Origin of the sequence: Kitasatospora sp. NPDC048540 (genome assembly GCF_040651175.1) — a bacterium.
Lineage (GTDB): Bacteria > Actinomycetota > Actinomycetes > Streptomycetales > Streptomycetaceae > Kitasatospora.
Genome location: NZ_JBEZIR010000152.1, coordinates 1 through 19,257, shown reverse-complemented (window position 1 = coordinate 19,257; position 19,257 = coordinate 1). Strand labels below are relative to the sequence as shown.

20 protein-coding genes and 1 tRNA gene are annotated in these 19,257 nt (G+C 74.1%); 12 read left to right on the top strand and 9 right to left on the bottom strand.

The window, feature by feature from the left end:
• Positions 1 to 116 precede the first annotated feature (116 nt).
• The 3 genes from AB0D08_RS35940 to AB0D08_RS35930 form a co-directional block, all read right to left on the bottom strand.
• Complete coding sequence (locus AB0D08_RS35940) at positions 117 to 1,031, bottom strand: MBL fold metallo-hydrolase (RefSeq protein ID WP_359894502.1); 915 nt, start codon at positions 1,029 to 1,031, stop codon at positions 117 to 119.
• 83 nt (positions 1,032 to 1,114) lie between these two features.
• Positions 1,115 to 2,338 carry an MFS transporter gene (locus AB0D08_RS35935; protein WP_359894500.1) on the bottom strand — a complete coding sequence of 408 codons (1,224 nt, stop codon included), beginning with the start codon at positions 2,336 to 2,338 and terminating at the stop codon, positions 1,115 to 1,117.
• A gap of 97 nt (positions 2,339 to 2,435) precedes the next feature.
• Positions 2,436 to 3,014: a TetR/AcrR family transcriptional regulator gene (locus AB0D08_RS35930; RefSeq protein ID WP_359894498.1), complete on the bottom strand. Its 579-nt coding sequence runs from the start codon at positions 3,012 to 3,014 to the stop codon at positions 2,436 to 2,438.
• Positions 3,015 to 3,206: 192 nt separating this feature from the next.
• On the opposite strand from AB0D08_RS35930, the gene AB0D08_RS35925 reads away from it, so the two are divergent.
• From AB0D08_RS35925 to AB0D08_RS35900, 6 genes are all read left to right on the top strand, one after another.
• A complete protein-coding gene (locus AB0D08_RS35925; protein WP_033823804.1) occupies positions 3,207 to 3,530 on the top strand; it encodes a YciI family protein in 324 nt (107 codons plus the stop codon).
• On the top strand, positions 3,527 to 4,780 hold the full coding sequence (locus AB0D08_RS35920; RefSeq protein WP_359894496.1) for a DUF6596 domain-containing protein: 1,254 nt from the start codon (positions 3,527 to 3,529) through the stop codon (positions 4,778 to 4,780). The genes AB0D08_RS35925 and AB0D08_RS35920 overlap by 4 nt, the downstream gene beginning before the upstream one ends.
• Positions 4,781 to 4,974: 194 nt before the next feature.
• Positions 4,975 to 5,448, top strand: coding sequence for a hypothetical protein (locus AB0D08_RS35915; RefSeq protein ID WP_033823802.1), 474 nt, complete (start codon positions 4,975 to 4,977; stop codon positions 5,446 to 5,448).
• Positions 5,449 to 5,726: 278 nt separating this feature from the next.
• A tRNA-OTHER gene (locus tag AB0D08_RS35910) sits at positions 5,727 to 5,823 on the top strand.
• A 306-nt stretch (positions 5,824 to 6,129) separates the two neighbouring features.
• A complete protein-coding gene (locus AB0D08_RS35905) occupies positions 6,130 to 6,681 on the top strand; it encodes a hypothetical protein (protein ID WP_033823801.1) in 552 nt (183 codons plus the stop codon).
• A 164-nt stretch (positions 6,682 to 6,845) separates the two neighbouring features.
• Complete coding sequence (locus AB0D08_RS35900; RefSeq protein WP_359894494.1) at positions 6,846 to 7,754, top strand: aldo/keto reductase; 909 nt, start codon at positions 6,846 to 6,848, stop codon at positions 7,752 to 7,754.
• Between the two features lie 41 nt (positions 7,755 to 7,795).
• Here AB0D08_RS35900 and AB0D08_RS35895 read toward each other — a convergent pair whose 3' ends face one another.
• The gene (locus tag AB0D08_RS35895) at positions 7,796 to 8,221 is read right to left on the bottom strand and encodes a hypothetical protein (protein ID WP_359894492.1); all 426 of its coding nucleotides are present in this window, start codon (positions 8,219 to 8,221) and stop codon (positions 7,796 to 7,798) included.
• A gap of 297 nt (positions 8,222 to 8,518) precedes the next feature.
• Between AB0D08_RS35895 and AB0D08_RS35890 the strand changes: the two genes are divergently transcribed.
• Both AB0D08_RS35890 and AB0D08_RS35885 read left to right on the top strand, forming a co-directional pair.
• A complete protein-coding gene (locus AB0D08_RS35890; protein ID WP_359894490.1) occupies positions 8,519 to 8,920 on the top strand; it encodes a hypothetical protein in 402 nt (133 codons plus the stop codon).
• Positions 8,921 to 9,042: 122 nt separating this feature from the next.
• Entirely contained in the window at positions 9,043 to 9,543 is a 501-nt protein-coding gene (locus tag AB0D08_RS35885) for a VOC family protein (protein ID WP_033823798.1), read from the top strand.
• Positions 9,544 to 9,561: 18 nt separating this feature from the next.
• Here the strand turns inward: AB0D08_RS35885 and AB0D08_RS35880 are convergent, their stop codons facing one another.
• Together AB0D08_RS35880 and AB0D08_RS35875 are read right to left on the bottom strand one after the other, a co-directional pair.
• Positions 9,562 to 10,497, bottom strand: a complete 936-nt coding sequence (locus AB0D08_RS35880; RefSeq protein ID WP_359894488.1) for an NADP-dependent oxidoreductase — start codon at positions 10,495 to 10,497, stop codon at positions 9,562 to 9,564.
• A 73-nt stretch (positions 10,498 to 10,570) separates the two neighbouring features.
• Positions 10,571 to 11,221 carry a DsbA family oxidoreductase gene (locus tag AB0D08_RS35875; RefSeq protein WP_359894486.1) on the bottom strand — a complete coding sequence of 217 codons (651 nt, stop codon included), beginning with the start codon at positions 11,219 to 11,221 and terminating at the stop codon, positions 10,571 to 10,573.
• 128 nt (positions 11,222 to 11,349) lie between these two features.
• Between AB0D08_RS35875 and AB0D08_RS35870 the strand changes: the two genes are divergently transcribed.
• The gene (locus tag AB0D08_RS35870; protein WP_359894485.1) at positions 11,350 to 11,982 is read left to right on the top strand and encodes a TetR/AcrR family transcriptional regulator; all 633 of its coding nucleotides are present in this window, start codon (positions 11,350 to 11,352) and stop codon (positions 11,980 to 11,982) included.
• Positions 11,983 to 12,076: 94 nt separating this feature from the next.
• Positions 12,077 to 13,768, top strand: a complete 1,692-nt coding sequence (locus AB0D08_RS35865; protein WP_359894484.1) for a hypothetical protein — start codon at positions 12,077 to 12,079, stop codon at positions 13,766 to 13,768.
• A 39-nt stretch (positions 13,769 to 13,807) separates the two neighbouring features.
• Here AB0D08_RS35865 and AB0D08_RS35860 read toward each other — a convergent pair whose 3' ends face one another.
• Together AB0D08_RS35860 and AB0D08_RS35855 are read right to left on the bottom strand one after the other, a co-directional pair.
• Positions 13,808 to 14,716 (bottom strand): NADP-dependent oxidoreductase, encoded by a 909-nt coding sequence (locus AB0D08_RS35860; protein ID WP_359894483.1) that lies wholly within the window; start codon positions 14,714 to 14,716, stop codon positions 13,808 to 13,810.
• Positions 14,717 to 14,853: 137 nt separating this feature from the next.
• Positions 14,854 to 15,924, bottom strand: a complete 1,071-nt coding sequence (locus tag AB0D08_RS35855) for an alkene reductase (RefSeq protein WP_359894482.1) — start codon at positions 15,922 to 15,924, stop codon at positions 14,854 to 14,856.
• A 269-nt stretch (positions 15,925 to 16,193) separates the two neighbouring features.
• Here AB0D08_RS35855 and AB0D08_RS35850 point away from each other — a divergent pair, with 269 nt between their 5' ends.
• Positions 16,194 to 16,709, top strand: a complete 516-nt coding sequence (locus AB0D08_RS35850; protein ID WP_359894480.1) for a MarR family transcriptional regulator — start codon at positions 16,194 to 16,196, stop codon at positions 16,707 to 16,709.
• A gap of 52 nt (positions 16,710 to 16,761) precedes the next feature.
• Here the strand turns inward: AB0D08_RS35850 and AB0D08_RS35845 are convergent, their stop codons facing one another.
• The gene (locus tag AB0D08_RS35845; RefSeq protein WP_359894504.1) at positions 16,762 to 18,012 is read right to left on the bottom strand and encodes an MFS transporter; all 1,251 of its coding nucleotides are present in this window, start codon (positions 18,010 to 18,012) and stop codon (positions 16,762 to 16,764) included.
• 148 nt (positions 18,013 to 18,160) lie between these two features.
• Here AB0D08_RS35845 and AB0D08_RS35840 point away from each other — a divergent pair, with 148 nt between their 5' ends.
• Positions 18,161 to 19,135, top strand: a complete 975-nt coding sequence (locus AB0D08_RS35840) for a LysR family transcriptional regulator (RefSeq protein WP_359894478.1) — start codon at positions 18,161 to 18,163, stop codon at positions 19,133 to 19,135.
• Positions 19,136 to 19,257: the final 122 nt, after the last annotated feature.

Sequence of the window (19,257 nt, the reverse complement as noted above, 5' to 3'; positions counted from 1 at the left end):
GCCGCGGCGCGCCCCCCCGCCGGCGCCCCACCCCCGCGTTTTTTACAACCCGCGCCCGCGGGGGGGGGGGGGGGGGGGGGGGGCGCCCCGCCCCCCCCCCCCCCCCCGCCGTGGTGTCAGAGCTCGCTGCCGAACTCCGCGTGCAGCCGGTAGCGGCCGTCCAGGCGGCGGACGGTGCCGGCTGTGGGCTGCGGGAAATGGGTGCCCAGGAGCAGGTCCTCGGTGTCCGCCAGGCCGTCGAGCAGCCGGCCGCGGGTGCGGATCGCCTCGGCGGGGTCGATGTCGACGCAGCTGTGCACGTGGGGGTGGGACAGCTGCACGGGGTGGTGGATGCTGTCGCCGGTGATCAGCGCCCGGCGGCCGCTGCCGCGCAACTGGACGGCGACCTGTCCCGGGGTGTGGCCCGGGGCGGGGACCAGCAGGACGCCGGGCGCCACCTCGTGGCCCTGTTCGGGCACGTCCACGACGTCGTACTGCCCGGCGTCGCGCACGGGGTGGACGGAGTCGCGGAACATCTGGGTGCGGGCCTCGTCGAGGTCGGTGGCGGCCCAGTGGTCCCACTCGGTGCGGCTGGTGAGGTAGCGGGCGTTCGGGAAGGTGGGGACCCAGTCCCCGCCGACCAGCCGGGTGTTCCAGCCGACGTGGTCGCTGTGCAGGTGCGTGGTGATCACCAGGTCCACGGACTCGGGCGGGAATCCGGCCGCCGTCAGGCGGTCCAGGAAGTCGGTGCCCAGACCGTTCCAGGCCGGGTTGGCGCGGGTCTTGTCGTTGCCGATGCCGGTGTCCACGATGATCCGCAGCCCGCCGGCCGACACGGCGAAGCTGTGGCTGGCCAGCCGCGGGACCTCGGCGTCGGCGAAGTCCGGGCGCAGCCACGGCACCTCGTCCAGCACCTCCTTGGTGGCGGCCGGCAGCAGCCAGGGCCCGGTCTGACGCGGCAGCTCGATCTCGTCGACGCGGCGTACGGCGATGTCGCCGAGGCTCCAGCCGACGGTGGTGACGGGGGTGCGCTGGCCGGGGGCGGTGTTCATGGGTGGGTCCTCTCGGGTGGGGGGGCTGAGGTGGGCGGGGCGGCCGAGGTGGGTGACCGGCCGGAACGGACCGGCGGGGCCGGTCAGGCGGTGCGGGGCCGACGGCGGGCGGTGCGGGTGAGGCCGGCCAGGGTCAGGGCGATGACCGTGACGGCGTAGAGCGAGACGGCGGTCTGCAGGCCGTACAGGTTGGTCAGCAGTCCGGCGAGGACGGCGGGGATGCTCATGGCCAGGTAGCTGAGGACGTAGTAGGCGGCGAGGGTGCCGGCCCGTTCGGCCGGGGCCGCCGGGGGGAGCAGCAGGCGCAGGGCGGCCTGGGTGACGGCGCCGAAGCCCGCGCCGGCCAGGGCGGTGCCGGCGAACAGGGCGGCGAGGCTGTGCAGGTGCGGACCGCTGAGGGTCAGCAGCGCCCCGGGGATCAGGAGCGCGCTGCCGCCGAGGCTCACCGCGCGGGCGGGCAGCGACCGGGCGGCGTGACCGGCGAGGCCGGCGGCGGCCGTCAGGGTGAAGAAGACCAGACCGCCGGTGGCGTGGGGGGCAGCGGGGGCGATCAGGTGGGCCAGCGAGGGGCCGAGCGAGGAGTAGAAGCCGCCCAGTGCCCAGGCCGCGACGATCCCGGGCGCGGCGAGTGCCATGGCCGGGCGGGAGGCGGGTGCGACGGTGACGGCGGGGAGCAGCGAGCGCCAGGCGCCGGGCCCGCGGCGCACTGTCTCGGGGGTGAGCAGCACCGCGGCCGCCTGGACACCGAACAGGACGAGCAGCAGCAGGTAGACGGTACGGGTGGGGGCGGGGGCGTACTGCACGAGGGCGGTGGCGGCGAGCACGCCGGCCGCCATTCCGGCCACGGGTGTGATGCCGTTGGCGGCGGTCGCGCGGCCCGGGCGGTCGGGGTCCTCGAAGTCCAGCAGGGCGGCTCCGGCGGCGCTGGTCGCCACACCCGTGGCCAGGCCCTGCAGGACCCGGGCGGCGATCAGCGCGGACACCCCCTGGGCGGTGGCGAAGGCGGCCATCGACAGGGCCTGGGCCGCCAGCGCCCCGGCGAGCACCGGGCGCCGTCCCAGGTGGTCCGAGAGCGTGCCCGCGGTCAGCAGGGCCACCAGCAGGGCGAGTGCGTACGCGCTGAACACGACCGTGAGCGTCATGGCCGAGAAGTGCCAGGCGGCCTGGTAGAGCGCGTAGAGCGGGGTCGGGGCGCTGGAGGCGGCCAGCAGGCCGACCAGGATCGAGGCGTGGAGTGGGAACGCGGCGCGGCGGCCCAGGACGGGAAGGCGGCGGGAGCGGGGCGGCTGGGCGGTGACGCTGGACATGGGAAGCACCTCTGAGCCTTAAGGCGAATGCTTTGCGTTAAGCACTCTAGGCTCGCGCCGCACCGAAACGCAAATTCTTAGCTTTTAGCTCTGGCGCTCAGCCTGCGGGCGCGGCTCCGGCGCGGCCGAGCGCCGTCGCCACCAGGTGGTCCGTGAAGTCCGCGGAGAGATCCGACGGCCGGAACAGGATCCGGTACATCAGCGGCGCCACCACCACGTCCAGCAGGCTCTCCACGTCCGGCACGGCCTCCCCCCGGCCGGCCGCCCGCACCCCGATGACCTTCAACTGGTCGGCGGCGTAGTCCGAGCAGCGGGCGGCGTTGCCCTGCTCGGGATCGCCCAGCAGCGCATCGCGGATGTACGTGCGGCCCGCCGTCGAGGACATCTCCTCCGCGAACTGCACCGCCCACGCCTCCAGATCCGCCCGCAGGCCGCCGTGATCGGCCGGCGGGGTGTCGGGGCGCAGCCGCTCGACGGCCACATCGGACAGCAGCTCCCGCAGGTCCCCCCAGCGCCGGTAGACCGTCGACGGCGTGACCCCCGCGCGGGCCGCGATCAGCGGCACGGTGAGCGCGTCGCGCCCCAGTTCCGCCTCCAGCTCCCGTACCGCCTGGTGCACGGACTGCTGGACGCGGGCGCTGCGCCCGCCGGGGCGTGTGGTCGCTCTGGCATTCATGCGCCCCAGCTTAACGCGAAGGAGTTGCGTCTGGTGGCCCGTCGCGCGGCCACCAGGCACGCCCCGGGCGTGTCACGGCGGAAGGTCCTCGAAGAAATCCCGGCGGTGGTGTCGGATCGGGGCGGAGGCGTTCGTAGAGAAGGTGAGCGGCCGCCCGGCAGGGGCGTCCCCGAGACCCAGGAGATGTCCGCGATGCAGTACCTGTTTTCCGTACTCCACGACAGTCCCTCGTTCGGCACCGATGCCGAGATGGCCGCGATCGACGTGTTCAACGACCGGCTGCAGACCGAAGGCCACTGGGTCTTCGCGGGCGGTCTCGGACAGCCCGACACGGCCACGGTGATCGACAACCGCGGCGAGGAGACGGTGATCACCGACGGGCCCTACCTGGAGTCGAAGGAGTACCTCGCCGGCTTCTGGATCATCGAGGCCCCCGACCTCGACGTGGCACTCGCCCTGGCGACCGAAGGCTCGAAGGCCTGCAACCGCAGGGTCGAGGTCCGACCGATCCTGTGACCGCGACCCACGTGCAGCAGGCGCTCACCCGGGCCCATCACGACGAGTGGGCCCGGGTGGTGGCCACCCTGACCAGGCGCTTCGGCGACCTCGACCTCGCCGAGGAGGCGGCGGCCGAGGCGTTCGCGACCGCCGTCGAACACTGGCCCGCCGACGGCGTACCGCCCAACCCCGGCGCCTGGCTGACCACCACCGCCAACCGCAAGGCCATCGACCGGATCCGGCGAGAACACAAGCGGGACGGCAAACAGAAGGAGGCCCAGATGTCCTTCGGCACCCCGCCCGAGCCTCCCGGCCCCGTCGACGACGACCGGCTCCGGCTGATCTTCACCTGCTGCCACCCCGCGCTCGCGACCGAGACCCGCGTCGCGCTGACACTGCGCATGGTCGGCGGCCTGACCGTGGCCGAGATCGCCCGCGCCTTCCTGGTGCAGGAGAGCACCATGGGACAGCGGATCACCCGCGCCAAGACCAAGATCAAGGCGGCCCGCGTCTCGTACCGGGTACCGTCCGCGGCGGACCTGCCCGCACGCGTACCCGGCGTGCTCGCCGTCCTCTTCCTGATCTACAACGAGGGCTACCTGGCCACCGGCCCGGACACCGATCCCGTCCGGCACGACCTGACCGCCGAGGCCATCCGGCTCACCCGGCTGCTCCGCGACCTGCTGCCGCAGGACGGCGAGGTGGCCGGGCTGCTGGCACTGATGCTCCTCACCGAGGCCCGCAGCGCCGCCCGCCTCTCGCCCGACGGCGAACTGATCGCCCTCGGCGAGCAGGACCGCACGGCCTGGGACCAGGCGCAGATCGCCGAGGGCCACCGGCTGGTCCGCGAGCGGCTGGCCACCGGCCAGGCACCCGGGCGCTACCAGCTCCTCGCGGCGATCAACGCCGTGCACACCTCCGCCCCCACCGTCGCCGACACCGACTGGTCACAGGTCCTCGCCCTGTACGACCAGCTCGCCCGCCTCGACCGCTCACCGATCGTCGCCCTCAACCGCGCCATCGCGGTCGCCGAACTCGACGGCCCACAGGTGGCCCTGGCCCTGGTCGACGCGCTCGCGGACGACCTGACCACCTACCACGCCTACCACGCGACCCGCGCCGACCTGCTGCGCCGCCTCGGCCGCGGACAGCAGTCGCGAACGGCCTACGACCGCGCCATCGCCCTCGCCGGCAACACCGCCGAGGCCGCCCACCTGACCCGACGCCGCGACCAACTGGCCCGCCCGGACGAAGCGGTGGCGGAGTAGACCGGGGGAGTTGCTGCCGTAGCCGGTAAGGAGGCAGCCTCCAGCAGCCCCGACCTATCCACGGCCTGATGCTGGACCATGGCGTACCGGCCGTGGCGCGCGTGTGGCCAAGGCGAGCGAGGCCGTGAGCCGGCATGACACCCTGAGGCCGGGCAGGAATCGGCCGGTCACAGGACCACCGCAGGAGCGAGCAGGTGCAGTATGTCGACCTCGATGCCCGACTCGGCGAGCTCGTGGGGCTCATCGACCCCAGCCGCTACCTCGAGGTTCTGCCGGAACTGAATGCGAGCCTGCCCGCGGGCGCCTGGGCGTTCGCCGCAGACCAGGCCCATTACGAGTTCACCGGACGGCGCTGCGTGAAGGACCTGACGATCCAGCAGGTCACCGCCCTCGAAGGCGGTCGCGACCTCGTCCTCCATCTGCGCCACAACTGCTGGAAGCACGACGAGGACCTGGTCATCCGCTACACCGGGGTGACCGACGTCCGGGTCGAGAACCCGGACGGGCCCTCCACCTGGGGCGCTCTCGGCACGCTGATCCTCGACGAGATTCTTCCCCACGACCAGGGCTGCACCCACGAGATGGCCTTCAGGGCCGGGTCGGCCGTCGTCACGTGCAACGACATCACCGCCACCTGGGTCGCGGCGGACTGCCCCGGGACCCGGTAGGGAGTCACGGCAGCGGCCGTGCCCGGGGGAGGACCCAGCGGCGGAGGTCGGGGAGCCGGCGCCCAGCGGCCCGCCCCTCGCCCGCATCTACGACTGGCTGGACGAGACCCTGAGGCACCGCCCCCGGCCGGCCAGGGGAGCGGGCGGGACTCCGGGCGTGGCAGACGGGGGCAGGCGGGGTCAGCTGCGGGTCAGGGTGAGGTCAGGGCGGGGTCAGCGGTCGCGGGCAGAGTGGTGCTCGTGAACGGCACCGGGGCGGACTCCGGGGCCGGGAGCTGGGAGAGGTGCCCGGAGTGGTTGATCGGGGACCAGGGCCTTCGGGTCCGGATCGGGTGCCTTCGGGTGCCCACGCAGGTTCGAATCCTGCCCTCTCCGCCGCCACGGGCCGCCGCCACGGGAGGCAGGCCCAGCCCGGCCGCGTCAACGCGTCGTCCGGTGATGTCACCCGCGATTTCGCCCACCGCCGCCCGCACCGCCCGAGCTGCTGCGCCGCCCCTCGTGGCCCGGCGGATCCCGGTCCTGGGGCCGATGAGGCACCTGGACGGCGGCGGGGCCTCGGTCGCGGTGGGCGTGCACGGGCGTGCACGGAGTGACGGAGGTCTCTTGTCGACACACGACCATCATGGTTTGATCACGACGTTTCGTGTGAACGGCCACCGGCGACGACGGTGCGCCGAACAGATGTACGAGCACCTCGCGTGTGCGGGTGCTGTTCCGGGGGTGATGGGCGTGTACGCGGACACTGGTGGCGCCGGCGGCGGCTGCGAGCCGACTCCGGCGGAGCTTCGGGAGCTTCAGGCGCGTGCCTACGCGCTGGCGCGGGACGTCGGCGCGATGCGTGAACGCCTGAAGCAGTCGGGCCTGCCACGCGGCGTACGGGGATCGCTGCCCGGCACGGTGGACGACGCCCTCCAGCAGACGGCGCAGCGGATCGGGACGGCGGCCGAGGGCCTGGCCCGGGTCCGGGCCGCGCAGTGGTCGGGGTCGTGCACCGCGTGGTGGGGGATCTGCCCGACCTGCGGGCCGACCCTGTGCGCGGAGGGCGGCCGCTCGTGGTGCGCGGAGTGCGGGGCCCGCTGGGGGTACGACCGGTCGCAGGGGCCGTGCGGCGAGCCCGGGGCCTACCTCGCGCTGGACACGATGGGCGGCACGGCGCTGGTCTGCGCCGGACACGGCCGCCACATGCAGGAGCGTCTCGACGGCGGCCTGCTGCTGGCCATCCCCACCCCGTAGACCCGTCGCGGCGCCGGCCACTCGGCAGGTCCAACGGTCGGCCGGTGACGGTTCGTTCCCGATCCGGATGTGATCTTCCACCCGGCCCGCGGCCCTGTCGCGGCACCCCGCGAGCACCCCATACTCCGGACCTGACGGAACGACGGTCAAGGCGGAGGAGCACGGTGAGCGCAGCAGCGGCAGCAGGGACCTGGCGGCTCGGGGACCTGGAGGTGAACCGGATCGGCTACGGCGCGATGCGGCTGACCGGCAACGGCATGATGGGGAACTCCGACGGTGGGCCGGTCGACCGCGCCGCCGCCGTCCGGTTGCTGCACAGTGCGTTCGGGCAGGGCGTCGACCACGTCGACACGGCGGCCTTCTACTTCTCGCCGCTCCGCTCCGCGAACGAGATCATCAATCGGGCGCTGTCCACCTGGACGGAGCACGTGGTCGTGGTGACCAAGGTGGGCCCGGGTCGCACCCCCTGTGGTGAGTGGCAGACCATGGCCCGCCCGGACCAGCTGCGCGGCCAGGTCGAGGAGAACCTCCGCCAGCTCGGCCGGGACTTCCTGGACGTGGTGAACCTGCGCCGCAACGGTCCCGGAACCGACTCGATCGCCGAGCACTTCGGTGCCCTCGCCGAACTGCGCGAGGCCGGGCTGGTCCGGCACCTCGGGCTCTCCAACGTCCGGCCGGAGCACGTCGCCGAGGCGCGGACGATCGCGCCGGTGGTCTGCGTTCAGAACGCCTACGGCCTGGACTGGCGCGACGCCGACGGCAGCGGGCTGGTGGACCTGTGCCGGGAGCAGGGCATCGCCTTCGTCCCGTTCTTCGCCGTGTCCGGCCTGCAGCGCGAGGCCGCCGCGGCCCGGGAGCAGGACGCGCGGGTGCTCACGGTCGCCCGCGCCCACGGTGCGACGGCGGCGCAGGTACGGCTCGCCTGGACCCTGCACCGAGGTCCCCACGTGCTCGCCATCCCCGGCACCACCAACCCGGCGCACCTGGCCGAGAACATCGCCGCCGGCGCCCTGCGCCTGTCCGAGGACGAACTCGGCCTCCTCGACCGCCCGACCGACGCCGCCGCCGGCTGACCTCGGCGGCCCGGGCCGGCCGCTGCCGTCCGTTGCGGCCCTCAGGCGAACCACTTCGGGGAGAAGACCGCCACGCTGAGCACGAAGAGGGCGACGAGCCCGAAGAGCGTCAGGCCGACGGTCCACACCTTGAAGGAGCTGAGCCGGGTCAGGAGGTTCAGGAACGGCCCGCCGATCGAGCTCTCGTCCCGGAGTTGCTGGAAGGCCGCGCCGTGGACCTGGGTGTTGGGGAAGTAGCTCTCCTCGTAGGACTTCAGCCACTCCGCGTCCGCGATCTCGCCTTTGCGGTGCTTGGCGATGAGCTGGACGGAGAGGAAGGAGGTGGCCATCGAGAGAAGCGAGGCGATGATTCGGGACAGGCGGCTGCTGTCGCCGAGGGCGATGGAGAAGAGGAAGGCCTGAGCGGTCAGGCTGAGGACCGGGACCTGCCAGAGCAGGTTATCGAATTGGGTTCGCCTGGCCGCCACAACTTGATAAACCTGGTCATTTCTGTCCACCGGCGGAGATTATCAGGCCGGTCGGCTCTCGCGGGTGGAAATGCTTTGCCTGATGCTGCGTCAATCGGGCTGGCTGGTGGGCCAGTTCGGTCCGCGGCAGGAGTCGCGGCGGGAGTCGGGGCGCGGCGAGGTTCGACCGGCGCGGTCCGGCTCCGGCGCGTTGGTGCTCGCAGGCGCCGGGCAGGGCGGGCCGGGCGGCGGTGGTCTCGGCGGGCGGTGTGGGTGCGACGATGGCGTGTGACTTGGTACGGGGTGGTTGTCCTGTTGATGCCCGTCGCTGCGGTGGGGACCGTGTTCGCCGCCGGGCGGTTGCGTGCGCGGTTGGGTGAGGTGGTGAGGCGGCCGGTCCCCCGGGTGGTGAAGCCGTTGGCGGTGTCGAGCGGGTTGCTCGCCGTCGCGGCGGCGCTGTCGTTCGCCGGTGCGTGGTCCGCCTTCTCGCCGGGCCTGTATCCGGACAAGACCTGTATGGCGCTGACCGGTTACCGCGAATTCCCCGACTCGTCGGGCTCGCTGCCGCTGAGCACGGTGTGCCACGGGGTCGAGACGGTCCCCGGCTGGGTCAATCCCGTGCTGGGATCCCTGGCTGGCGGCGCGCTGGCCACGGGGGCCGCCGCGGCGGCCGGGTACGCCGGCTCGTGGTCCGGCCGTCGGGCGACGCGGACCGCCTGAGGCCCCCCGGACCTGCGCAGGGGCCCGTGCGGTGCGGTGCCGGGCGGTACGGCGTGGCTGCGGCGCCCGGGCGGACCGCGGGTCCTACCGTCGTCGGCAGGACCGAGAGACGGAGGACGGGCATGCCGGCACAGAAGATCACCACCTTCCTGTGGTTCGACCACCAGGCCGAGGAGGCCGCGCAGTTCTACACGTCGCTGTTCCGGGATTCCCGGATCCTCGAGGTGCAGCGGTACGGGAAGGTGGGCCCCGGTGCGGAGGGCTCGGTGATGACGGTGCTGTTCGAACTCGCCGGGCAGCAGTACACCGCGCTCAACGGCGGCCCGCTGTTCCCGTTCACGGAGGCGATCTCACTCCAGGTCAACTGTGACGACCAGGCGGAGGTCGACCGGCTGTGGGCCGCCCTCACCGAGGGCGGGCGCGAGAGCGACTGCGGGTGGCTGAAGGACAGGTACGGGCTGTCCTGGCAGATCACCCCCCGACGGCTGACCGAGCTGCTGGGTGCCCCGGATCCGGCCGGGGCCCAGCGGGTGATGGGGGCGATGCTCCGGATGCAGAAGATCGACATCCAGGCACTGGAGGACGCCTACGCGGACGGCGGCGGGACCGGCCCGGCCGCGTAGGCGCCGACCATCGGGTGCTCAGGACGCGATGCTGAGGACCGTCCGGCCCCGGGCGCGGCCGCGCTCCACCTCGGTGAGGGCGTCGGCCGCGCGCTCCAGCGGGAGGACCGTCCGGACGACGGGCCGCAGCTCGCCGGAGGTCACCAGCTCGGCGATCCTGGCGAGCTGGGCGCCGTCCGGGCGCATCATGAAGGCGTTCGCCTCGACGCCCCAGCGGGCCTTCTTGGCCTCGGCGTCCCGGATGAAGACGATCGACACCAGGGTGCCGCCCGGCTTGAGCAGCGGGAAGGACCGGTCCTGGGTCTCGCCGCCGACGGTGTCGAGGACCACGTCGACCGGCTCGACGACCTCGTCGAACTTCTCGTTGCGGTAGTCGACCACCTGGTCGGCGCCGAGCGACCGGGCCTGCTCGACGCTGTCCGGGCTGACGGTGGTGACCACCTCGGCGCCGAGGTGCTTGGCGATCTGGATGGCCGCGGCCCCCACCCCGCCCGCACCGGCGTGGATCAGCACCCGTTGCCCGGCCTGCAGCCGGCTCTGCTCGGTCAGCGCCTGCCACGCTGTCAGCGCGACCAGCGGCAGCGAGGCGGCCTCCTCGAAGGACAGGGTGGCGGGCTTGGCCGCCACCAGGGACTCGTCCACGGCCACGAACTCGGCGAAGGCCGCGCCCACCCGGGGATCGACCCGCGCGAAGACCTCGTCGCCCACCGCGAAGGCGGTGACCGCCTCGCTGACCGCGGCGACCACCCCGGCGAGCTCGTTGCCGAGCACCCGGGTGTGCGCGAGGCCCTCGGGCTGCATGAAGCCCTTGACGATCAGGTGGTCGATCGGGTTGACCCCGGCGGCCCGGGCCTCGATCAGGACGTCGCGCGGTCCCACCGCGGGAGCGGGGACGTCGCTGAGCGTCACGGTCTCGGCGACGGGGCCGTAGCTGCTGATGGTCACTGCCTTCATGGTGCGTTCCTTGCGTGTGCGGGGGTGGGGTGAGGGTGTGTGGTGAGGGGGTGGGGGGAGGTGTGCGGGCGGGCTACACGTCGGCGGGTGCCGCGGCGGCGCGGGCGGCGACCTTGGTCATGACTTCGAGGAGCAGTTCCGGGCTCTGGGCGCCCGCGACGGCGACCTCCCCGTCGAAGACGAAGGTGGGGACCGAGGTGATGCCCAGCCGGGCGGCCTCGCCGAGTTCGGCGCGGACCTCGTCGACGCCGTCCCGCGAGGCGAGGAAGGCCGCGACCTCGGCCCGGTCCAGACCGGCCGCCACGGCGATCTCCGTGAGGGCCGCGTGGTCGCCGAGGTGGCCTCCGTCGGTGAAGTAGTGGGCCAGCAGGCCCTCCTTCACGGCGCTCTGCTGCTGTCGGCCGTGGTGGCCGGCGAACCAGATCAGCCGGTGCGCCTCGAAGGTGTTGGTGGCCACCGCGTCGTCCATCCGGAAGGTGATGCCCTCGGCGGCCGCGGCCTCGGTCAGCGGGGCGAAGATGCTCTGCGCCGGCCGGCCGAACTTGCGCTCGTAGACCCGGGCGGACGGCTCGCCGGCCGCGGAGGCGTCGGGGTTGAGCTGGAACGGGCGGAAGACCACCTCGACGTCCGCCGCTCCGGGGAACGCCGCCAGGGCCTTCTCGAACCGGCGCTTGCCGATTGAGCACCACGGGCACACGACATCCGAGTAGATCTCGACCTTCACGACTCACAGCTCCTGACGGGTCCCGACGGCGGGGAGTATTGGACCTTTCGTTCCAGAACTTAGCAATTCTGGAACGTTAGGTCAAATACATGCTGCTTCCGGCCGCCGCGTTGGGTAGCGTTGGTCCCATGGGACGACCGCGCACGTTCGACGAAGAGGCGATCCTGGACCGGGCGATGCTCCTGTTCTGGCGCAAGGGCTACGAGGCCACCACCATGAACGACCTGGTGGACGAGCTGGGGCTGGGCCGGGGCTCGATCTATGCCGCGTTCGGCGACAAGCACCGGCTGTTCCTGCTGGCCCTCGGCCGCTACCTCGGCCGCCAGGACGAACTCCTCGCCTCGTCCTTCGACGACCGCAGCCCCGCCCTCCCGCAGCTGCGTCGGCTGTTCGAGCGGCTGCTGCAGACCGACTCGTTCTGCAGCGGCTCGGGCTGCTTCAGCGTCAACAGCATCGCGGAGCTGCTGCCGAACGACCAGGAGGTCGCCGAGCTCGCGCGGCGCAGCCTGCGCAAGGCCGAGGAGACGTTCGCGGCCCAGCTCGACCGGGCCCGGCTGAGCGGCGAGCTCGCGCCCACGATCAGCCCGGCCGAGGCCGCCCATCTGCTGGTGACCTTGGTCCAGGGGTTGCAGATCATGCGCAAGGCCGACCCGGATCCGTCCCGCACCGAGGCCTGCCTGGACTCCGCCTTCTCCCTGCTGACGCCCGCCCCCGCCCTCGCCCCCGCGCCGGCCCCGGCCCGGGACCTCGCGCTGTCCTGAGCGCCGCGGCCGAATCCGCACGACAGGACGGCCACGCGCCGTGGAGGATGGCCGCCGACAGACAGCGGGACGGCGGAGCGGTGGACGTGGCGTGGTGACGAGGGAATTCCTGGCGGCGCTGGACTCCGTGGTCTGGGACGGGCTCGAGACCGGGAACCCGGCGGACCCGGTCGAGGACGTGCCGAGGGCGCTGCGCAGGCTCGCCGTCGCCGGGGCACTGGCCGTGGAGCGGGACTGCGACCCGCTGTACTCCCTCGCCGCCGCGGCCGGGTGCGTGACACCGTCCGCCCTGCCGGTGGCCCTGCCGTTCCTCGTCGCCCTCGCCACGGACCCCGCCATGGGTGCGCGCCTCGCCCTGGTCGACCTGTTGGGCACGATCGGAGCCCGGGGCCGGGCGGCAGGCGACTGGGAGCCGGCGCGGGCCCTGCTCGCGGACCCGGACCCTGAGGTGCGGCGCGCGGCACTCCCGCTCGCGCGGCCGGCCGCCCGGCTGCTGGAGCGGTGGCGGGTGGAGACGGACCGGTCGGTCCGGCTCGCGCTGGTGCTCGCCCTCGGCGGGGCCGCGGCCGAGCCGCAGGACGACGGCGAGGGCAGGAGCGCGGCCGGCTCCGTACGAGCGGTGCTGGCGGACGTGCTGGCGGGTGACGATCCGGTGCTGTGGGTCGCGGCCGTGTACGCCTGCGCCGACCTGGACCCTGAGCTGCCGGTCCGTCAACTGGACCGGTTGGTGGGAGTGTTCTCCGATTCCGTGGTGCAGCCGCGGTTCGAGGGCGTGTGGTTCGCGCCGGGCGTGGACGAGCCGTGCAGCCGCGAGAACGTGCTCCGCTGGATCGTCCGGCGGCTGGACCACTCCCCGGAGACGAAACTGTCCTTCGCGGTCCGCCTGGCCGAGCGGGCGAGCCGGGCCGGGGACACCGCCCTGTGCCGGGAGGCGCTGGACGTGCTGTGGGAGCTGGTCACCGAGTGGCGGGGTGCGGCGCCCGCGGTGCTGCCGGTGGCGGGTGCTCTGCTGGACGCCCCGGACGGGGGAGTCCGCTTCCGGGCCGCGAGCCTGCTCGCGGCGCTGGGCCCGGCGGCGGTGCCGTACGCGGACCGGCTGGCCGGACTGCTCGACGACACCGGGGCCGATGAGTGTCTCGTCGGCACGGTGGGCGAGGTCGCCCGCTGGGCGCTGGCCCGGCTTGATGACCCGCGCGCGCTGCCCGGGCTGGTCGGGCAGCTGCGCGCCCAGGGGGAGGAGGAGTTCCGCCCGTACAGCCTCGCCGAACCGGGGCGGCCCGAGATCGTGGACGTGCTGATCCCGCTGCGCGCGCACGCGGACGTTCTGCTCCCCGACCTGGTGGAGGCGGTCCGGCAGGGCGGGGCCCGGGGCGGTGCGACGCCTGCCTTCGTCGCGGTCCTGGAGGCGTGGGGCGTGGCGGTGCCGGGCGCGGCGACCACCCCGGGGCCGAGCGGGGACCAGGTGGAGCCGGACCCGAGGGCAGTGGCGGAGTCCGTCCTGGCGGTCGCCGCCGGAGGCGACGACTTCGACCGCTTCCTTGACGCGCTCCGCGGGGTACTCCGGGCCGACGGAACCAGCGCCGAGGTCAGCCCTGCCGTCCGAGCCGCCCTGGCGGCCGTGCAGCAGTCGGAGCGCCGCCTGTCGAACCTCGGCGGCTACCGGCAGATCCTCCAGGACGAGGAGGTGCGGGCGCTCGTCGGGCAGGCGCTCGCGCCCGGCCCGGCCCGTCACTCCGCCGAGCTGCTCGCGCTGGAGAACGCGCTGTGCGGGGAGCCCGTGGACTGACGGACCGTGGACCGACCGCCGTGGACCGGCGGGCCGGGGTCAGGGCAGCAGGACGACCTTGCCGCGGACCCGGCGGGACTCGATGTCGGCGTGGGCCCGGGCGGCCTCGGCGAGGGGATAGGTGGCGCCGATCGGGAGGTCGAGCTTTCCGGCGGCGGCGAGTGCGGACAGCTCGGGCAGCGCCTGCTCGAAGCGTTCGGCCGGGCCGCCGCTGGTGAACCGCACCCCGTGCTCGGCGGCCGACGTGTCGGCGATGGTGATCACCCGGGCCGCGTCACCGGTGAGGGCGACCGACTCGGCCAGCACGCCCGCGCCGGAGGTGTCGAAGACCCGGTCCACGCCTTGCGGCGCGGCGGCCCGCACCCGGTCCGCCCAGCCGTCGCCGTAGCGTACGGCGACGGCGCCGAGTTCGGTGAGCCGCCCGAGGTCGTCGTCGCCGGCGGTGGTGACGACGGTGATGCCGCGGGCGACGGCGAGCTGGACGGCGATGGTGCCGACGCTGCCGCCACCGCCGTGGACCAGCAGGGTCTCGCCCGCCACCGGACCCAGCAGGTGAAGGCCGCGGAAGGCGGTCTCGCCGACGGTCACCAGCGCGGCGGCGGTCTCGAAGGAGACCTGTTCGGGTTTCGGCACCGGCCGGTCCACCAGGGCGTACTCGGCGTAGCCGCCGCCCACCGCGCCGCCGAAGATCTCGTCGCCGACCGCGGCGCCCGCGCCCTCCCCGGCCCGGTCGACGACGCCCGCCACGTCGAAGCCCGGCCGTACCGGGAACTGCGCCGGCCGGACCGAGGCCATCAGGCCGGAGCGGAGCTTGAGGTCGAGCGGGTTGACGGAGGCCGCCCGGACCTTGATCCGCACCTGGCCCGGCCCGGGCTCGGGGGTGTCGACCTCGGTCAGGGTGAGCACGTCGGGGCCGCCGTAGCTCGCATAGGTGATCGCGTTGGGCATGGGAACTCCAAGGAAGAGGGGGATGCGGGCCGGAAGTGATCCACATCACCAGGATGGGGTCGCGGGGGCGGGGTGCCCCGGCGGCAGGCCGTGGGCTCCCGGCATCGAACGGGAACCGGCGTGGGCGCGCGCCCGGGTCAGCCCGCGAGGGAGGGGTAGTCGGTGTAGCCCCGGTGGTCGCCGCCGTAGAAGGTGGCGGCGTCCGGAGTGTTGAACGGGCCCCCGGCGGCGAGGCGGGCCGGCAGGTCGGGGTTGGCGAGGAACAGCGCGCCGTACGCGATCAGGTCCGCGGTGCCGTCCTCGATCAGCGTCAGGGCCTCGGGGCCGGTGGCGGCGGGGTGGGTGAACGGGTTCAGGACGAACGGGCCGGGCCAGGCCTTGCGCAGCCGCGCGGTCAGGTCGCGGTCCGGGCCCTCCAGTAGGTGCAGGTACGCCAGGTCCAGGCCGGCCAGCCGCCCGATCAGCGCCTCGTAGACCTCGTCCGGCCGGTCCTCGGCGATGCCGTTGTAGGGGTTCCCGGGCGAGATCCGCAGACCCACCCGGTCGCTGCCGATCGCCTCGGCCACGGCGGTGACCACCTCGACGGCGAAGCGGATCCGGCCCTCGGTGCCGCCGCCCCACGCGTCGGTGCGCAGGTTGGTGTTCGGGGCGAGGAACTGGTGGATCAGGTAGCCGTTGGCGCCGTGGATCTCCACGCCGTCGAACCCGGCCTCGATCGCCTTGTGGGCGGCGCCGGCGAAGTCGGCGACGGTCTGCCGGATCTCCGCCTCGCCCAGCTCCTGCGGCGTCACGAACTCCTTCGGCCCCTCGTGGGTGAAGACCTGGCCCTCGGCGGCCACCGCCGACGGCGCCACCGGCACCAGGCCGTCGGGCAGCAGGTCGGGGTGGCCGATCCGGCCGGTGTGCATCAGCTGGGCGAAGATCACGCCGCCCTCGCGGTGCACGGCGTCGGTCACCGTCCGCCAGGCCGCCACCTGACCGGCGGTGTGCAGGCCCGGGGTGTCGGGGTAGCCCTGGCCGACCGGCGAGGGCTGGATGCCCTCGGTGACGATCAGGCCGGCCGTCGCGCGCTGGGCGTAGTACGTTGCCATCAGCTCGGTGGGCTCGGCGCCGGGGCCGAAGGCGCGGCTGCGGGTCATCGGCGCCATCACGATGCGGCTGGCCAGGCGGCGGCCGCCCAGGACGATCGGATCGAAAGCGGTGGTCATGATCGAGCCTTCCGGTGGTGGGTGCGGCAGTGGCCGGGAACGGCCCCTGCCGGTCGGGGTGCTGCGCGGCCCCGAGCGAGTTACCTGTCCGAACAGTAAAAGTACCCGCAGCATTCCCGCAAGCGGCCCGACTTCTGTCGCGGCGAACCGCGACGGGTCCGGTCCGGGCGGAAAATGGCTGGTGGGCGGCGGCTGGGCAGGTGAGATCCGGGCCGCCACCAGGTATCGTTGCTCGGGCAGTATTCGCCGAGAACGGGAGTGATCAGGCCATGGCGGAATCCACAGCCGGCCCGGAGGACTGCTCCACGGCCCCCGGGACCGGGAGTGTCGCGCTGCCCGCGGCCGCCGCCGGGGGTCCGATCAGCCACGCGATCTTCCGGGTGGCCCGCACCCACCGCATGATCGCCGGACAGCTGCTGCGCCGCGTCGGCCTCCACCCCGGCCAGGAGCTGGTGATGATGCAGCTGTGGGAACTCGGACCGCAGCGGCAGGCCGACCTCGTCCGCCTGCTGGACTCCGACGCCGCCACCATGACCCGCACCGTCCGCCGCCTCGAACACGCCGGCTTCGTCCGGCGGACCCCGTGCGCGGACGACCGGCGCGCCTCCCTGATCGAGGCCACCACGGCCAGCCACGCCCTGCGCGCGGAGGTCGAGCAGCTCTGGCGTCAGCTCGAGGAGGCCACCGTCGGGGACAGCACCGACGAGGAACGGGCCGCCGTCCTGCGGGCCCTGGAAGGCATCGAGGCGCGGCTCACCCGCACCGCCGCCCGGCTCGGCACCTGACGGGCCCGCGGCGCCCGGCACACGCCGATCCGCCCGGCCCGCAGCGCCTCCGTCAGGCGCGGGCCGGCGCCGCTGCCGGACCCGGGTCGGGGAGCGGCGGCGCCGAACGGCGGGGAAGCAGCAGTGGGGTCGCCAGCAGGAGCACGCCGGCCAGGCCGATGGCCGTCCGCGGGCCGAGCAGGGCACCGAGCACGCCCCAGGCGGCCGTCAGGAGCGCGGTCGAGGCCTTGGTCGTCACGGCCCAGGCGGAGAGCGTGCGGGCGACCCGGTCCGCCGGGGTGCGCTGGAGGCGGTAGGTGGCGTGGACGGGGTTGAAGACCGCGCAGCAGAAGATGAGCCCGAACTCGACCCCGGCCACCAGCAGCAGCCCGGCGGCGCCCGGCCCGAGCAGGACCAGCCCGACGGGCCACAGCGCGCGCAGCGCCCCCGCCGTGACCAGGACCCGGCGCTGCCCGAATCGGCCGACCAGGGGGCGGGCCAGCCGCGCGCCGAGCAGCCCGCCGACCGACGGCGCGGCGAAGGTGAGGCCGTACTGCCACGGCGTGAACCCGAGCCGGCCGAGCATCAGCACCGCGAGCAGCGGCTCGGTGGCCATCACCAGACCGTTGAACAGCGCGGTGTTGACCAGCAGCGGGCGCAGCGCCGCGTCGCCGAGGACGTACCGCCAGCCGTCGAGCAGGTCCGCCGCCCGCGGGCGCCGGGACACCCGCCGTGCGGGCGGTGGTTCGGTGCCGCCCGTGGCGCGGACCCCGAGGGCGGACAGCAGGTAGCTGACCGCGTCGGCGGCCACGGTCGCCACCGGGCCGAGGAGGCCGGTCGCCGCGCCGCCCAGTGGCGGACCGATGATCGTGGCGAGCCAGGAGGTGGACTCGAACCGGGCGTTTGCGACGAGGAGTTCCCCGGTCGGCAGCACCGTCTTGAGGTAGGCGCCCGAGGCGGCGCGGAAGGTGATGTCGGCCGCCGCGACGACGACCGGGACCAGCAGGAGCTGTACGAAGGTGAGCACCCCGAGCGCGTACGCGGCGGGGACGGTCAGCAGCGCCAGCGCCCGGACCAGATCCATCGCGATCATCACCGGCCGCTTGCGGCGGAACTCCACCCACGGGCCGAGCGGCACCGCCACGGCCGCCCCCACCGCGGCCCCCGCGCAGGAGATCGCGGCGACCCCGGCCGGACCGGCGTGCAGCACCCGGACGGCGATCAGCGGGAACGCGCCGAAGGCGAGCCAGGTACCGAGCTCGCTGCACGCGTACGCTCCCCGGAGCCACCCCAACCGCGGCCCCGGCCGCTGCCCGCCGCCCATCCCGACACCCCCGTTGCCGCTCGGCCGCACGGCCCGATCCACGGCCTGGTCCACGGCCTGGAGCATCAAAGCGAGCGGTGTCCGCCGTGGTCAAACAACCGAGGCGCGGGTGCGCCACAACCAACGGTTGTACCCCTAGGCTGGCGGCATGGACCTCGACACCGTCCGGACCTTCGTGGCGGCCGCCGACGCGGGGCAGTTCCAGCAGGCGGCCGCCGAGCTGGCGGTCACCCAGCAGGCGGTCTCCAAACGCATCGCGGCCCTGGAGCGCGGGCTCGGCGTCCGGCTGTTCACCCGCACCCCGCGCGGCGCCGAACTCACCATCGACGGCCAGGCGTTCCTGCCCCACGCCCGGGAGCTGCTGCGGGTCGCCGAGCGCGCGGTCGCGTCCGTGCGCGGCGGCGGCCGTCCGCTGCGCGTCGACGTGATCGCCTCGCGCATCGCGTCGTCGGGCCTGATGCGCGGCTTCCACCGGGCGCACCCCGAGGTCGACCTCGACGTGGTGATGCTGTTCGACGTCGGGACGGCCGTCGACGCCGTCCGGTCCGGTGCGATCGACGCGTCCTTCCGCGCCGTCGCCGTGCCGGGCCGGCCACTTCCCGAGGACATCGAGTCCGTCCGGGTACTCGACGAGCCGCTGGAGCTCCTCGTCGGCCCCGCCCACGCGCTCGCCGGTGCCCGGTCGGTGACCGTCGCCGAGCTGGCCGGGCACCGGATCTGGATGCCCGGGATCGTGCCCGGTACCGAGTGGGCCGCCTACTACGGCGACCTCGCCGCCGAGTTCGGCCTCACGATCGAGGCCACCGGCCCCAACTTCGGCTCCGACGCGCTCCTCGACACCATCGCCGACACCCCGGCCCTGGCCACCTTCGTCGGCGAGCGGACCCTTCCCAGGCTGCCGCCGGGAGACACCGCCGACGCCGCCGGGCCCGCCGGCCACGGGCTGCGCCGGATCCCGGTGACCGACCCGACGCCCGTCTACCCGCACTCGCTGCTCTGGCACCGGGACAACCCCCACCCCGCGCTGGCCACCCTTCGGGCCCACCTCGCCGCCGCGCCGGGCGGCCACGGCGGCGCCGGGACCTGGGTACCGGGCTGGGTGCTCCCGCGGAGAACGGACTGACCGGTGGCGGCCGGTCCGGCCGGTCCGGCCGGGGCGACAGGAGGAAGGCCGACGGGCCGTCACGGGCGTCCTTGCGCAGCGGCCGCATCGCGCCCGGGCTCAAGTGGGTGATGTCGGTGCCC